Source organism: Burkholderia sp. BCC0405 (assembly GCF_902833075.1).
Classification (GTDB): Bacteria; Pseudomonadota; Gammaproteobacteria; order Burkholderiales; family Burkholderiaceae; genus Burkholderia.
Window position 1 is genome coordinate 296,598 of record NZ_CADFEO010000009.1, and the last position, 14,893, is coordinate 311,490.

At 57.1% G+C, this 14,893-nt stretch carries 5 protein-coding genes and 1 pseudogene; 5 read left to right on the forward strand and 1 reads right to left on the reverse strand.

Going from position 1 to position 14,893, the window contains the following annotated elements; all coding sequences use genetic code 11:
• The first annotated feature begins 331 nt into the window (after window positions 1-331).
• The 5 genes from HWX36_RS17780 to HWX36_RS17800 are packed head-to-tail and all read left to right on the forward strand — an operon-like array spanning window position 332 to window position 13,717.
• On the forward strand, window positions 332-9,655 hold the full coding sequence (locus tag HWX36_RS17780) for a hemagglutinin repeat-containing protein (protein WP_175953345.1): 9,324 nt from the start codon (window positions 332-334) through the stop codon (window positions 9,653-9,655).
• Between the two features lie 8 nt (window positions 9,656-9,663).
• On the forward strand, window positions 9,664-10,164 hold the full coding sequence (locus tag HWX36_RS17785; protein ID WP_175953346.1) for a hypothetical protein: 501 nt from the start codon (window positions 9,664-9,666) through the stop codon (window positions 10,162-10,164).
• Window positions 10,165-10,206: 42 nt separating this feature from the next.
• Entirely contained in the window at window positions 10,207-11,967 is a 1,761-nt protein-coding gene (locus HWX36_RS17790; RefSeq protein ID WP_175953347.1) for a ShlB/FhaC/HecB family hemolysin secretion/activation protein, read from the forward strand.
• A gap of 39 nt (window positions 11,968-12,006) precedes the next feature.
• On the forward strand, window positions 12,007-12,615 hold the full coding sequence (locus HWX36_RS17795; protein ID WP_175953348.1) for a hypothetical protein: 609 nt from the start codon (window positions 12,007-12,009) through the stop codon (window positions 12,613-12,615).
• 28 nt (window positions 12,616-12,643) lie between these two features.
• Complete coding sequence (locus HWX36_RS17800; RefSeq protein ID WP_175953349.1) at window positions 12,644-13,717, forward strand: DUF746 domain-containing protein; 1,074 nt, start codon at window positions 12,644-12,646, stop codon at window positions 13,715-13,717.
• A 1,052-nt stretch (window positions 13,718-14,769) separates the two neighbouring features.
• Here HWX36_RS17800 and HWX36_RS37205 read toward each other — a convergent pair.
• Window positions 14,770-14,893: pseudogene (locus HWX36_RS37205) on the reverse strand (IS630 family transposase); the annotation flags it as partial.

The following is a 14,893-nucleotide window of genomic DNA, read 5'->3' on the forward strand; positions in this document are numbered from 1 at the left end:
TCTTTAATTGAAATTTTTTTAAAAACTAAAATTTCAATTATTGAGTATATTTTTAAAATATCGGGTGCTAGGGCAGAGGAAATCGATGTTCCTCACGCTGCGTATTGATCATTTCTGACAGTGTGAGGTTGTCGCTTCTGCTAGGATCGCGGTGGATAAGAGGGGGCCAATTGCGAGAGCTGGCTCGCAATCGCGACATGCATGAGAGGCATTGTCGCTCTAACTATCCGTCGCAAGCTCGTTCAAGACCAGATGGCGAATTGTGTCCGGTCCTATCGATGCTGAATTCAAACAAGATTGCAAGCATGGGCGCAGTGCGCGTCAACGAAGAATGAATAAAGACCGCTACCGGGTTGTGTATAGTCGCGCACGTGGCGCAATGATGGTCGTTCAGGAGAACGGCAGTTCGCCGCGCGCAGCCGGAAATTCGCAGGGTGTAAGTGCACCGCTGAATTTGCCGGGATTGCGCGTCCTGTGGCAACCGATTGCAATGGCAGCAGCGTTGTTGTTCGGTGTGCCGTTATTCAGCTTCGCGCAAATTGCACCGACTCCGGGCACGAGCACGCACGTAATCCAGACGCAGAACGGCATCCCGCAAGTGAATATTGCCGCGCCGTCCGGCGCTGGCGTGTCGGTGAACACGTACAACCAGTTCGACGTACAAAAACCCGGCGCGATTTTGAACAACTCGCCGACGATCGTGAACACGCAGCAGGCGGGGATGATCAACGGCAACCCGAATTTCGGGGCAGGCCAGTCCGCGCGGATCATCGTCAATCAGGTCAACAGCACGGCTGCGAGTCAGATTCGCGGTTACGTTGAGGTCGCGGGCAGTCGTGCGGAAGTGGTGATCGCTAATCCGGCTGGCATCGTTATAGATGGCGGGGGCTTCATCAACACGTCACGCGCCACGTTGACGACGGGGCAGCCGTACTACGGTGCGGACGGTTCGCTCGCAGGCTACAACGTCAATCGCGGTTTGATCACCGTGCAAGGCGCGGGCCTCAACGCAGCGAACGTCGATCAGGTTGACTTGATTTCCCGTGCGGTGCAGGCCAACGCTGCCATTTACGCGAAAAACCTGAACGTCGTCGCAGGTGCGAACCAAGTCAACCACGACACGCTTGCAGCGGCACCGATCGCTGGCGACGGTGCCGCGCCCGCAATCGCAATCGACGTGAGCCAACTCGGTGGGATGTACGCCAACAGGGTCTATCTCGTATCGAACGAATTCGGTGTCGGTGTCGCGAACGCAGGAACGATCGCTGCACAAGCAGGTGACCTGACGCTGCAATCGAACGGCCAACTTGTACTCACGGGCAAGACAACGGCGAGCGGTAATCTTACCGCAACCGCGAACAGCATTCAAAACAGCGGCACGACATATGCGCAACAGAGCGCAAACGTTTCAGCATCCGGTGCGCTGTCCAACAGCGGCACGCTCGCTGCGCAGCAGAATACGACGGTCAACGCGGGCACCATTGCTTCGACGGGAACGCTTGGCGCGGGCGTAAATAACGATGGTTCTGTCGCGAAAGGCGGCGACCTGAATTTGTCGAGCACCGGTCAATTGACGGCGACCGGGCAAAACGTCGCGGGCGGGAGCGCGTCGATTTCGGGCGGTGCCGTGAACCTTGCAGGCAGCCAGACTGCTGCGAATGGCAATCTGTCGTTGAACGCGAATGCGGGTGATCTGAACCTTTCGAACGCCACGACGAGCGCGCAGGGCGCGGTCAATGCGAATGCATCAGATGCATTGATCAACGATCACGGTAGCCTGTCGAGCCAAGGCGGTACAACGCTTAATGCAGGCAGCATTTCGAACCAAGGCGGCAAGGTTTCGGCGCAAGGTCCGCTGAGCGTGCGGTCGAACGGCGCAATTTCGAATCAGGGCGGCACGCTGGTTTCCGAAGATGCGATGCAGGTGCGTGGTGGCGCGATCGCGAATAATCAAGGCACGATCCAGAGCGTGGCCGGAATGAATATTTCGGGTAGTTCGCTGGACAACAGTGCCGGTCGCGTTACGTCATTGAATTCGGATGGTCTGTCGATCACGACGACAGGGCAATTGACGAACGCGGCTGGTACAACCGCACTTGGCGCACAAGGCGGCGTCATCGGCGGCAACGGCGGTGTGACGGTGCAATCCGGCAGCGTCGTGAACCACGGCACGGTCAGTGCACAAACGAACCTGCAAGTTGATTCGCAATCACTCGACAACGGCAGCGGCACGTTGTCGGCTGCGCAAAATGCAGTGATCAATGCTGGCGCGCAATTGACGAATCATTCCGGCAGCATCGCGGCCGGACAATCGGCAACGGTGAATGCAGCATCGCTGAGCAACGACGCGGGTTCGATACAGGCCAACCAGTTGTCGTTCGGGGCGACGAATTTGTCGAACCGTGGTGGCACGATTACGCAAACCGGGACTGGCGCAATGAATGTCGCTGTCTCGAACACGCTCGATAATTCGAGCAACGGCGTTATTCAGACGAACAGCACCGACCTGAACCTGACGCCAGCGACGCTGATCAACGATCACGGAAAGATTACACACGCGGGTAGTGGTACGTTGTCGATCACAACCGGTGCGATGTCAAACCAAGGCGGCACGATCGCGACCAATGGCGCGTTGAGCCTGAAGGCTGCTGCTGTATCGAATAGCGCCGGGACACTGGCCGCACAGCGACAGGCTGCGCTCGACGTTCAATCGCTCGATAACCATGCGGGTGGTTACATCGGTGCGGACAGTATTACGCTGAAGGCACAAGGCGCAGTCGATAACCGCGCAGGGACGCTCGAAGCAAACAACGGCGTTTCAGTGACGGCAGACAGTCTCGCGAACGACGGTGGTTCGGTTAAAAATATTGGCACGAGTGCGCTGTCCGTCACGACGACCAATGCGTTGACGAATACGGCTGGCGGCACCATTGGCGGCAATGGAGACGTTTCGTTGTCGGCTGGCAGTGTCGATAATTCCGGTGGTTCGTTGCTTGCAGGCCGGTCGCTGGCGGCACAGTCGAACGGCCAAATTGTGAATGCCGCTGGTCTTGTTCAGGCGAACGGGAATCTGTCACTTCGTGCGCAAGGTGCCGTGACCAACAGCGCGGGCCAAATTGAAGCGAACGGCGCGACATCCACCCTCGGCGTATCGGGTTCCAGCGTCGATAACAGCGATGGTCGAATCGCCAATATCGGCACCGGTGCGACGACGATCGACGGCGGCGCATCGATCACGAACACGAACGCGTCTGGTAAAGCGGACGCGGGCACGATTGGCGGAAATGGCGATGTAACGCTGACCACGCAAGCACTCACCAATGCACAAGGCGGGCAGACGCTGGCGGGACACGACCTGACGTTGAATGTCGCGAGCAACGCGAACAATGCAGGCGGCGTGCTGTCGGCGGCGAACAACCTGACGTTCAATGGTGCGAACGCAGCGCTGTCGAACCAGAATGGTTCGGTGCGGGCAAACGGCGCGTTGTCGTTGACGGTCGCATCGATTGACGACACATCTGGCAAGATCGGCAATGACACCGGTAGCGGCGGCAGCGTGTCGATTCAGGCCGGCACGCTGTCGAATCAGGGTGGTGCCATCGGTAGCGATCAAGACTTGACGTTGACGACCGGCACGCTGAATGGGGATGGTTCGATTGTCGCAGGCCGTAACGGCACGGTGACGCTTGGCAGCGACTACACGCAGACGGCGGCGAACAAACTTCACGCAAACGGCAACCTCACGTTTTCCACGTCGGGAAAACTGACGAACCAAGGCGTAATGGATGCCAATGGCGCGCTCACGGTGAATGCGGCGAACGTCGACAACCAGAGCAGTGCGGATTTGAATTCCGCAAACACGACGGTCAACGCGAACGGCGGCACGATCGATAATGCAGGCCGTATCGAAGGCGATTCGGTCACGACCAACAGCGCGACGTTGAACAACACAGGGACCGTGATCGGCGCCAACGTGACGGCGAACGCGAATACGATCACGAACACCGGTGCTGCTGCTGTATTTGCTGCTGCCAATCAGTTGAATCTGTACGCGACGAATCAGTTGTCGAATACGGGTGGCGCGAACCTGTTCAGCGTCGGCGATATCAACATCGCGGCGAACGGTCAGCGCGACGCAAACGGCTTGTTGGCGAACCGTACGCAAAACGGGCTGAACGATCAATCGACGATCGAGGCACAGGGCAACATCGAACTCGCGGCCGGCACATTCACCAATTCGCGTCCCGCGCCGACGGTCACGACCGAGACAACCAGTACGACGACCACGCATCAGACAAAGCGCGACAAATACATGGCGTGTGCGACGACCAACGCCGATTCGCATTCGTCGTGTACTCAGGCCGTGTGGGATTATGGCTACAAGACGCCGGTCAATTCGACCTATAGTGCGTCGCAGGTCGTATCGCAGACGTCCGGACCCAACGCGACCGACAACGTGCTGGTCGTTACGGTGAACGGCGCGCAGCAGACGATTTACTACAACAACCTGACGAAGAATTCAGACGGCTCCATTACCGTCAACTATTGGGACGCGTATAACCCGAACATCAATTACCTCCCTAGCACCGAATACCCGACACGCAGCGACGCCCATAACGGCTATCAACGCGTCGAAGTCGCACGCGATACCACGTCCACCATCCAGCAGGACGTCGTAACGAGCCAAGCTAAGCAGGCGCAGCTCGTCGCGGGTGGCAATATCACGATGGCGAACGTCGGCACGATCAATAACGATTACAGCGCGATCACGGCTGGCAAGTCGATTCAAATCGGCAGCACGCAACAAGGCGGCTCTGTTGGCAGCGGCAGCTACGGCGGGACGATCGTGAACAACGTCGGCCAGACGCTGTACCAGTATCAAACCGACAATATCGTTTCGACGTATGCGTGGAACGAAGACACCTCGCGGGATCGGGGTACGATAGTTGAGCCGTCCGTCGTCTATACGCCGGTCGCGATCGGCGGCACGGGCGGGACCATCGTAGCGAACCAATCGGTGTCGATCACCGGCCAGAGCGTCAACAACCAGAACGTCGCTGCGCAGAATTCTGCGACCGGCGCGACGGGCGGCACGCTTGGCAGCAATTCGGCCAATCAGGGTGTGTCGGGTGGCAATCCTTCCAAGGTCGGCGCGGCCAACGGGACGACAACGGTCCCGGCTCTGCAATCGGTCGCGAGTGCGACAGGCGCTTTGTCGATTACGTTGCCGACAAGCGGGATGTATTCGATTCACGACGCACCCGGTCAGCCGTACCTGATCGTCACTGATCCGCGCCTGACGAGCTACACGAACTTCATTTCGAGTGACTACATGCTCGGTCAGTTGAACCTGAACCCCGCAAGCATTGAAAAGCGCTTGGGTGACGGGATGTATGAGCAGCAAATGGTGCGTAACCAGATTACGCAGTTGACCGGCCGTACGTTCCTACCGGGTTATGCAAGCGCCGAGGATGAGTATCGCGCCCTGATGACGAACGGCGCGAACTACGCGAAGGAATTCGGCCTGGTGCCGGGGATGGCGTTGACGGCTGCGCAGATGGATGCCTTGACGAGCGATATCGTATGGCTCGTTGACCAGACCGTGACGCTGCCTGACGGCAGCACGACGCACGTGTTGGCCCCGGTCGTTTATATGGCGCAAACGCATGCGAACGATCTGCAACCGACTGGTGCGTTGATCGCGGCGGATGATGTCGAAATTCATACGGTCGGTAGCGCGACGAATTCCGGCGTCATCAAGGGTGGCTCGAAAACCGTCTTGACCGCAACGGATATTTTGAATCGCGGCGGCACGATTTCCAGCGACAGCAAAAACGGCACGACCGTCGTATCGGCGAGCAATGATGTGGTGAATGCATCCGGGATGATTACGGGCAATCGTGTCGCTGTCAGCGCGGGTCGGGATATCGTTAATACGACGCTGGTCGATACGGTTGGTGTGAGCGGTGCATCAGGCGCGAGTAAGGTCAACCAAACGTTGCTCGGTCAGCAAGGCACCATTGCGGCAACGGGCGATTTGTCCGCGCAGGCGGGTCGCGACCTTACGCTTCATGGCGCGAATCTGTCGGCTGGCGGCGACGCGCTGGTGACGGCAGGTCGGGACATCAGCGTCGACACGGTTCAGTCCACGACGAACCAATCGATGTATCTGAACGATCAGCATCATTGGGAACAATCGGGCACCACGAACGTAACGAGTGGCATCACCGCAGGCGGCAGCTTGGGGATGCAAAGCGGTAACGATACGACGCTCAAGGGCGCGACAGTTTCCGCGGGTAAGGATTTGTCGGTGCTCGCTGGTGGGAATCTGACGGCAACGACGGTCACGGATACCGCAAAGCTCGATAACGTTGCTGCCGACAGCAAGACGCGTAAAGAAGTCGATCACAACTACGATGAGCACGCTGTTGGCACGGAATTCACGGCGGGTGGCAACGCAACGCTTGCGGCAGCAAGTGCCGACGCGTCGAAAGGTAACGTGACGCTCACGGGTTCGTCCCTGACCGCTGGCATGACAAATGGCGTTGAGAATGGCGCCGGTGCGGCGAACATCGCGGCGACCGGTAACGTCACGATCAACGAAGCTCGCGAGGAACACGACGCGTATCAGTCGGTGCAGGTCAGTCGCGGTAGTTTCGTCAGCAGCACGAAAACCGATTCGATGCAGAACACGCAGGCGAACGTCGGCGTCGGCAGTACCGTATCGGGCAATACGGTCAACATTCAATCGGGTCGCGACCTGACCGTCCAAGGCAGCACGGTGGTCGGCACGAACGATGTCAACCTTGCGGCGGCAAACAACGTCAATATCACGACGTCCAAGGATACGGTTTCGCAGGACAGCTACTATCACGAAACGCATTCGGGTATTGGCACAAGCGGCCTGAGCGTAAGTATCGGCACGCAGAAAAAGACCGATACGGATCATGCTTCGTCCGTCACGAACAACGCGAGCACGATTGGTTCGCTTAATGGCGATCTGACTATCAAGGCGGGCGATACGTTGCACGTGACGGGTAGCGATCTGATTGCTGGAAAGAATCTGACCGGCACGGCTGCGAACGTGGTGATCGATTCAGCAACCGATACGAGCAACAAGACGCATAGCGAAACGACCAGCAGCAGCGGCGTCACGCTCGGCCTGTCGGGCAGCATCGGCGATGCGATCAACGGTGCGTATCAGCAAGCGCAGGCGGCAAAGAGTGGTGCCGGCGACAGCCGTGCAACGGCCCTGCATGCGATCGCAGCGGCTGGCGATGCTGCGATGGGTGTGGCTGGGCTGACCGGCGGCGCACTGGCGGGCGGCGGTACGCCGAGCATCGGTGTTCAGATCAGTGTCGGATCGAGCCATAGCCGACTCGACACGTCGGAAAACCAGACGACGCAGGTCGGATCGAACGTTAAGGCCGGCGGCACCGCTTCCCTGATTGCGACGGGCAACGGTACGCCGGGCAGCGGTAATATCACCGTGGCCGGTTCGAACGTGTCTGGCAACGATGTGTTGCTGGTTGCGAAGAATCAGATTGACCTGCAAAACACGACGAACACCGATTCAACGCGCAGCTCGAATTCGTCGTCAAGCGCCAGCGTCGGCGTGTCGATCGGGACGAACGGTATCGGGGTGTCGGCCGCGATGTCGCGCGCGCACGGCGACGGCAACAGCGATGCCGTGATGCAAAACAATTCGCATGTGACGGGTGCGAACAGCGTGACACTTCTGAGTGGCGGCGATACGAACGTGATCGGTTCGAACGTGTCCGGTCGCACCGTGAAGGCGGACGTTGGCGGCAACCTGAACGTGCAGAGCGTACAGGACACGACGTACAGCACGGCACATCAAAGCAGCACGGGCGGCGGTATCAGCGTCAGCACGATGGGCGGTGGAAGCGCAAGTTTCAGCGCGCAAAACGGTCATGCGGACGGTAACTATGCGGGCGTGAACGAACAGGCCGGCATTCAAGCAGGTAGCGGCGGATTCGATGTGACCGTCAAGGGCAACACCGATTTGAAGGGCGCGTATATCGGCAGCACGGCCGATGCGGCTAAGAACACCTTGACGACGGGTTCGCTGACTTACAGCGATATCGAAAATCATTCGCACTATGCGGCCGACAGCAACGGGGTCAGTGCGGGCGTAGGCGTGGGCAACACCGGCAAGGCAATCGGACCGGGGTCGGTCAGCGGCTCGGGTGGCGTGACGCCAATGGTTTCGCAGTCGGACAGCGGCGACGAGAATGCGACGACGCGTAGCGGCGTCAGCGCGGGCACAATCAAAATCACGAATCCGACGGGTCAAACGCAGGACGTAGCGAACCTGAATCGCGACACGTCGAATCTGAACGGAACGGTATCGAAGACGCCGGACGTGCAGAATCTGCTGGATAAGCAAGCCGACACGATGAATGCAGCGCAAGCGGCCGGCCAAGTGGTATCGCAAGGCATCGGGGCGTATGCCGATATGAAACGGGACGCCGCCCTTTCCACCGCGAAGGATGCAACGGCGGCAGCGAAAGCTGCGATTCAGGCGGGCGACACCGACGCCGCTGAGGCATATGCGGCCACGGCGTCGCAAGCGCTGTCCGATGCGAAATCATGGTCGGAAGGCGGAGATTCGCGCGCACTGATGCAGACGGCGGGGGGCGCGTTGATTGGCGGGCTGGGCGGCGGTAGCGTGTTCTCTACGGTCGGAGGCGCAGCGGGCGCGGGTCTGTCGTCGAAGCTCGCTCCGCAGACCGAGGCCGTAAGCGATTCGATTGCCGGAGCGACCGGTTCGACGCTGCTCGGCAATGTGGCGGGTAATGTTTTGGCGGGCGTTGGCGGCGCGTTGGTCGGCGGCTCATCGGGTGCGGCGATGGCGTCGAACGTCGACCTGTACAACCAGGCGCTGGATACGAAGAACAAGGCGGCAAACAAGGAGACGTCTAGCCTTGCACAGCAGGTGATTGACCTCTACAACGCTATTCAGTCCGCGCGCCAAACGGGTAGCAATGCCATTAGCTCCGGAGCCAGTCAGTTTGTCGGAATGATGCAAGTTGAATTTGCAAAATTCATGCATCAGCCTGTCAGTACGCAAATATCACAAGGTGTTAATCTTGCCGCTACCAACGCGCTGGGAGCAATGGGCGGTGGCGGCCCGATGACCCCAAGCGGCGGGACCGTGCTTGTCGAGGCTGCTGGCGGACAAGTAGCCGGAGCGGCGGCCGGTTCCAACACGCCGGACAATGCGCTGCTGGCTGATGGCGGCAATGGGCGTACGTCGCCGCGTCAGTCGGAAATTGACGTCACCAACGGCCTCGGACCCGGTCACGATCCTCAGGTCAGCTACAAGGGAGGGGACGAAGTGCCCTATGGAACGCCAGGGAGCGTTCGTCCTGACATATCTACGGCAGATAGAACGATTAGTTACGAAGTCAAGAATTATAATATTACAAATAATTCAAGCGGCTTAATTAACAATGTTGCAAATCAGGCAATTCAACGGGCTGCCAATTTGCCTGAAGGGATGCAGCAGCAGGTTGTGATCGACGTGCGCGGGCAGAGTGTAACGCCGCAACAGGAAAACACCATCATTCAAGGTATAGTGAATAAGTCGGGTGGTATAATTAAACCTGATGCAATTGAATTTAAGAGGTAATTTACATCATGCGAAAGATCGGATTTCACGGTGGAAGCTCCTTGTGTGAGTTGGGCCCGGCATCGGATGTGGTCTTATTTTTCGCTTGCATAGACCAATATGTTGCTCAAGAACACCCGGAAACAGATTGGAGTCTAATAACTGATCGTCTGTATCGGCGTTATCTGCCCCGTGAGGACCTGGCTCGCGCGACGGATCTAATGGTACGAGTGCGCGAAATCTTTGCGCAAAGGCCAGCCGCATCATCCATTGAGTGGGATGCCGCCATGCTCGAAGATCGAGAGAGGAGTTGGCTTAATCCTGATCTGCCAACGCTGGCTGATGTGTTTAGTAAATATTTTGAAAATTTTTCATACTGCGTCGAATCGGCGAAGGTTTTTGAGGAAAACTGGAAAATATACAAACCCGTCAGAACAGTGATATCTGACCTTTCAGGATTCGCTCGTGATAAAAATAAGCCCCTTGCCGAGTATGATGCGATCAAGGGTAAGCCATTTTGGCTTCAATGAAAATTCGCATGACCGAATTGGTAAATCAAGGGTTCATCGGCAATGCAATTAAAAGAAAAACTAGCCACTACATCGATTGCAGCTTTGGTATCGCTCGGGGTCCACGCACAGCAGGTTCCAACGCCCGCCGATCAAGCCGCTGCCGCACGCGCGAATGCGGAACAGGATCGGCAGGCACAGCAGCAGCGTGACGCACAGCAGCGTGCTGCCGAAGTGCGCACGCCTTCCATTCAATCGGAAGTGCCGCGCGCCGAAACCTATCCGCAGTTGCCGACCGAAACGCCATGCTTTCGGATTGACCGTTTCGTGCTCGATGTTCCTGATTCGTTGCCGGCCACGGTGAAAGCGCAGGGCGAATCCGCGTTGCCGATGGACCGCTTTGCGTTCGCGCGTGAATGGCTCGAACACTACACGGGGCAGTGCATCGGCAAGCAAGGGCTGGACGTGCTTGTAAAAGCGTTGTCGCAAGATATTTTGTCACGCGGCTACATCACGACGCGCGTGCTGCTGCCCGAACAGGACCTGTCGACAGGCACGCTGAAAGTTGCACTGATCCCCGGCACGATCCGGCACGTACGCTTCTCTGATGAAAAACTGCGCGGCACATGGAAAACCGCGTTTCCGACGCGCGACGGCGACTTGCTGAACCTGCGTGACCTAGAACAAGGTTTGGAGCAAATGAAGCGGGTCACCAGTCAAGACGTTTCGATGCAAATCGTTCCAGCCGACGTACCGGGCGAAAGTGACGTTGTGCTCGACGTGAAGCGCGGCAAGCCGTGGACTGTCGTCGCATCGATCGACAACTCGGGCACGCGTGCGACCGGCAAGCTGCAAGGCAACCTGTCGATCGGCATCGACAACCCGTTGGGCTTGAACGACATTTTCAACGTCGGTGTGAGTCAAGACCTTGAACTTGGTGACAAGCGCCTTGGTTCGCATGGCTGGAACGGTTTCTATTCGATTCCGTGGGGCTACTGGACCGCGACGTTATCGGCCTACACGAACACGTACTACCAGCAAATCGCGGGCGTCAATCAATCGTTCGTTGCCAGCGGCAATTCGAAAACGGTCGATTTCAAGCTCGCCCGCGTGCTCGCACGCACTCAGAATGACGTATTCGGCGGCTATGTTCGTTTGTCGCGGCGCTTCGGCCAGAGCTTCATCGAAGATACGGAAATTCCGCAGCAGCGCCGCAACAATACGTTCGTTGAATTCGGGCTGACCGATCGCCACTATTTCGGCGGCGCGCAGTTCGATGGCACGCTTGCGTACAGGCAAGGTGTCGGCACGTTTGGCGCACAGGATGATGTATTGGCAACGGACGGTGGTCCGACGTACCGCTACAAAATGGCCGTGCTGGATGCGAACCTGTCCGTGCCGTTCGCGATCGCGCAACAGCCGTTCCGCTATGTGACGACCTTTCACGGCCAATATACCGGCAACACGTTGTACTACATCGATGACCTGACGATCGGCAGCCGTTACACCGTGCGAGGTTTCGACGGCGAAACGCTGCTGGCAGCGGCGCGCGGCTTCTACTGGCGTAACGAACTGCAGATGCCCATCGGACAGACGGGGCAGGCGATTTATGCAGGACTCGATTACGGCCGCGTTTGGGGACCGCAGCCTGTCGCGCTGGTCGGTACGCAACTGGCCGGAGCAGTGATCGGCGTTAAAGGCAGTGTTGCAACGCGCTTCGGCGGTTACGGCTACGACCTGTTCGCCGGTACGCCGGTCTACAAGCCATCCGGATTCCCGACCGCACGCGTGACGGTTGGATTTCAGGTGACAGCGCAGTTTTAATACGCAAGTAGTTGAATAAAAAACAAAGGAAATTTAATAGTGAAATTGATCACATCAACACTTGGATTAAGCATAGTTTCCATGTTGGCAGGCTGCGCACTTATCATACCGCCGACTCATCATGTAACCACGGAACAGCCGACTTACGACCCTGCAACGTCGGCCCGGATTCGGGTATTGACTGGAAATGGCACGGGTGGTGCCGCATTCCGTCCGGGGGAATCATGTTACAAGAATGATTTCGGATCGGATGATAAAACAATTATTGTCGGTGATGGATTTTTGTCCACGATGAAGTATTCATCGCGAAGTGTAGTGATCGGGATGCCGCAAAGTCCACGACCGACGATGACGGTGGAGGGGTTACAATTTAAAAATATGATTCGGGAATATGTTGTTCCTGCCACGAAGCCGTTGGCGATCGGCATGTCGGTCAATAACGACTTTGGGAATTATCATTGGAGCTGTTCTGCGCCGTGGGTTACGTTCAACCCGCAACCCGGGCAGGATTACGACATCTTTATGGATTGGCAAAAGAAAAGTTGTTGGATAGAGGTTCGACACATCGATGGTCACGGACTGGATGACTCGGTAAAAGTCGCGCCTGCGCCGAAGTGTTCGGCGGAAGGAAATGCCTCAACGCAGTGATAGGTGAGTCGATCGCGCCGTTGAACTGATGACGACTTCGCAGCGAAATCAAGCACAGCAATCGATGCAGGAAGATCGCGAGCTAACCGCTTTTTTGCGGCGGCATGTCGATGCGTTGCTGTCGCCGAATTCTGAGCCACGCCCGCCGTGCTTTCATTGCGGCTCAGCGCACGTTGGTATCCGTGGATACCGAAACTCCTTGAGCGGTCACCGAATTCCGCGCTTCTTGTGCGGGGCGTGTAATCGCGAATTCACCCGGCTGCACGGTACGCCCCTGTATGGGCGTCACGCACAAAAGATGGAGGCGCTGCTACCGCTTCTATCGCAACCGATCAGCCGTTCGGCCGTTGCGACGATGCTCAAAACGGAATCCATGAATATTGCGACGAGGGTCAAGGAGCTACGTTCGTGGTTGATCGAACTTGACCCGAGCGGAAAATGGGAAGCACGCGTGAAGCTCGGCGGACTGCCGACAGCGATCATGCCTGCGCAATGGCATTTTGAAGAAGGCGGAGCGCGTGAGGACCTTGAACTCACACGACGGCTGACGGAAGAGTTCGATGAGATTCATTCGCAAAGTGGACGAGCGCCAGCCTGTCGGTACTGCACCAGTATGCGAACGTATGAACTGAACAGACTGCCATCACATCCGTTTCCGATGTTTCGCTGTTCCGCGTGTCGCAAGATGTTCAATCGGCGAACCGGTACACCATTCACGTTGGTTCGCGTGAAAAGCCTGCCACGTATGCGTGGTTTGATCCGCTACCTATCCTTGCCGTTGCCGTACAGCCAACTGTCGGAAGTATTCGCGGTAATGGAAGAGCAGATTATGGCTTGGCGTGACATTTTTGAGCAGGTGGCGGACCGGCTTGAACCGGACGGTAGCTTGAGCGCGCGAATCAAGATCGGCGTAACGCCGGGTCCCAAGACGCCGTGCTTGTTTTGTGGACGCGTTGGCAACGCGAAACGATTCGACCAACACGTTTGGAATTGCACAGGGTGTGGCAGGCTTTTTTCGATGCGCCGAGTAGTGGTCGAACGAAACAGACGACTCGAAATCCTAAACGGGCACCCGGACGATGCGCCGGACAAGACGCTGTAGGCGGACTAACAATGCAGAAATTGAGTAGCGGGATTGGTGACCTGAAAAAGCTCACCTTCATTCGTTCCAGCAGCGACATGACGGAATACCCAGCCGCGCCACGAATCCAGCGCTCGAAAGTCAGGTGGCTGGTCGTCGCGATACTGCTGACGTGGGGCGTGCTTCACGTCGCGTTATCGGAAATCCTTTCGACACGGCCGCTTCATTGACGAGGTACATATGCGACTGCGAAAAATTGTTGGTGCTGTAGCGCTGGAGGCGCTATCGCTGCTTGGTGGCTGTGGAATCTTCGGATGCGGCGGCGCGGCGAGCAATGGTGGTGGGTTCGGTGGTTGTCACGCTGGTACCCGATTTTGACAGTTATTGAATCAATACGTGTCATGTCCACAACTAGTTCTACAGCATCGGCCACGCGCCGATACACGACGATTCGTGTGATTGCATACCATGGCATCCTGAAAAATTTCACGAGTATCCTGCAGTTTTTCTCAATTGGGATGTTTATCTTTAACGATAAGTCATCAAGCATTCGCATATCCTGGTCGTGGCAACTTTGGACTATTCAGGGTATTTCGCTTGCGGTAGTGATCATAGGAGTGGTCGCCAACGTCGCACTTGCATTCCATCGGCCATGGGGGCGCACGCTCGACGTGGCAATTTGGTGCATAGGAAGCCTGTCGACGCTCGTACTTTCCACATGGGTTAGTGTTGTTGTTTCGTTACCCCTTGCCGCGATTATTTTTCCATTGATGTACAACAGGCTCAGCACGGAGTACTTGTCACATCTGTACATCGAGAATAGGCCCACTGCACGGGTATCGGCATCCTTTGGTCTACTCGCAGCATCATCGGCTTTGCATTATTGGGCTATATCATACTCGATGGCAAGAACCGGATTTTTTGCGTACGTGATGCCGAATGGTCGTCCTATGAGTTTGCTTATCGCGGCAGCAGTCACCTTGGGCTTGGGCGTGGCTATTGCTCCGCGAGGGTCGCGTATGTGGAGTTGCGGCATGTCGCTGATGACATCTGCTGTTGCAATATCGGTTTCGCTAGTCCATTGAACCGGATGAATTGCACCGGATGCGTCGAGTTGGATCGGAGTACTTCCACTTCAACGGGGCGGCCTGCTTGTTGTATTGGCGGATGTAGCGCATGAGCTTTTTGTCGAGATCC

Excerpts from the sequence above, each read along its gene's own strand:
- HWX36_RS17780 (WP_175953345.1), top strand. The coding sequence starts at position 332 with ATGAATAAAGACCGCTACCGGGTTGTGTATAGTCGCGCACGTGGCGCA.
- HWX36_RS17785 (WP_175953346.1), top strand. The coding sequence starts at position 9,664 with ATGCGAAAGATCGGATTTCACGGTGGAAGCTCCTTGTGTGAGTTGGGC.
- HWX36_RS17790 (WP_175953347.1), top strand. The coding sequence starts at position 10,207 with ATGCAATTAAAAGAAAAACTAGCCACTACATCGATTGCAGCTTTGGTA.
- HWX36_RS17800 (WP_175953349.1), top strand. The coding sequence starts at position 12,644 with ATGACGACTTCGCAGCGAAATCAAGCACAGCAATCGATGCAGGAAGAT.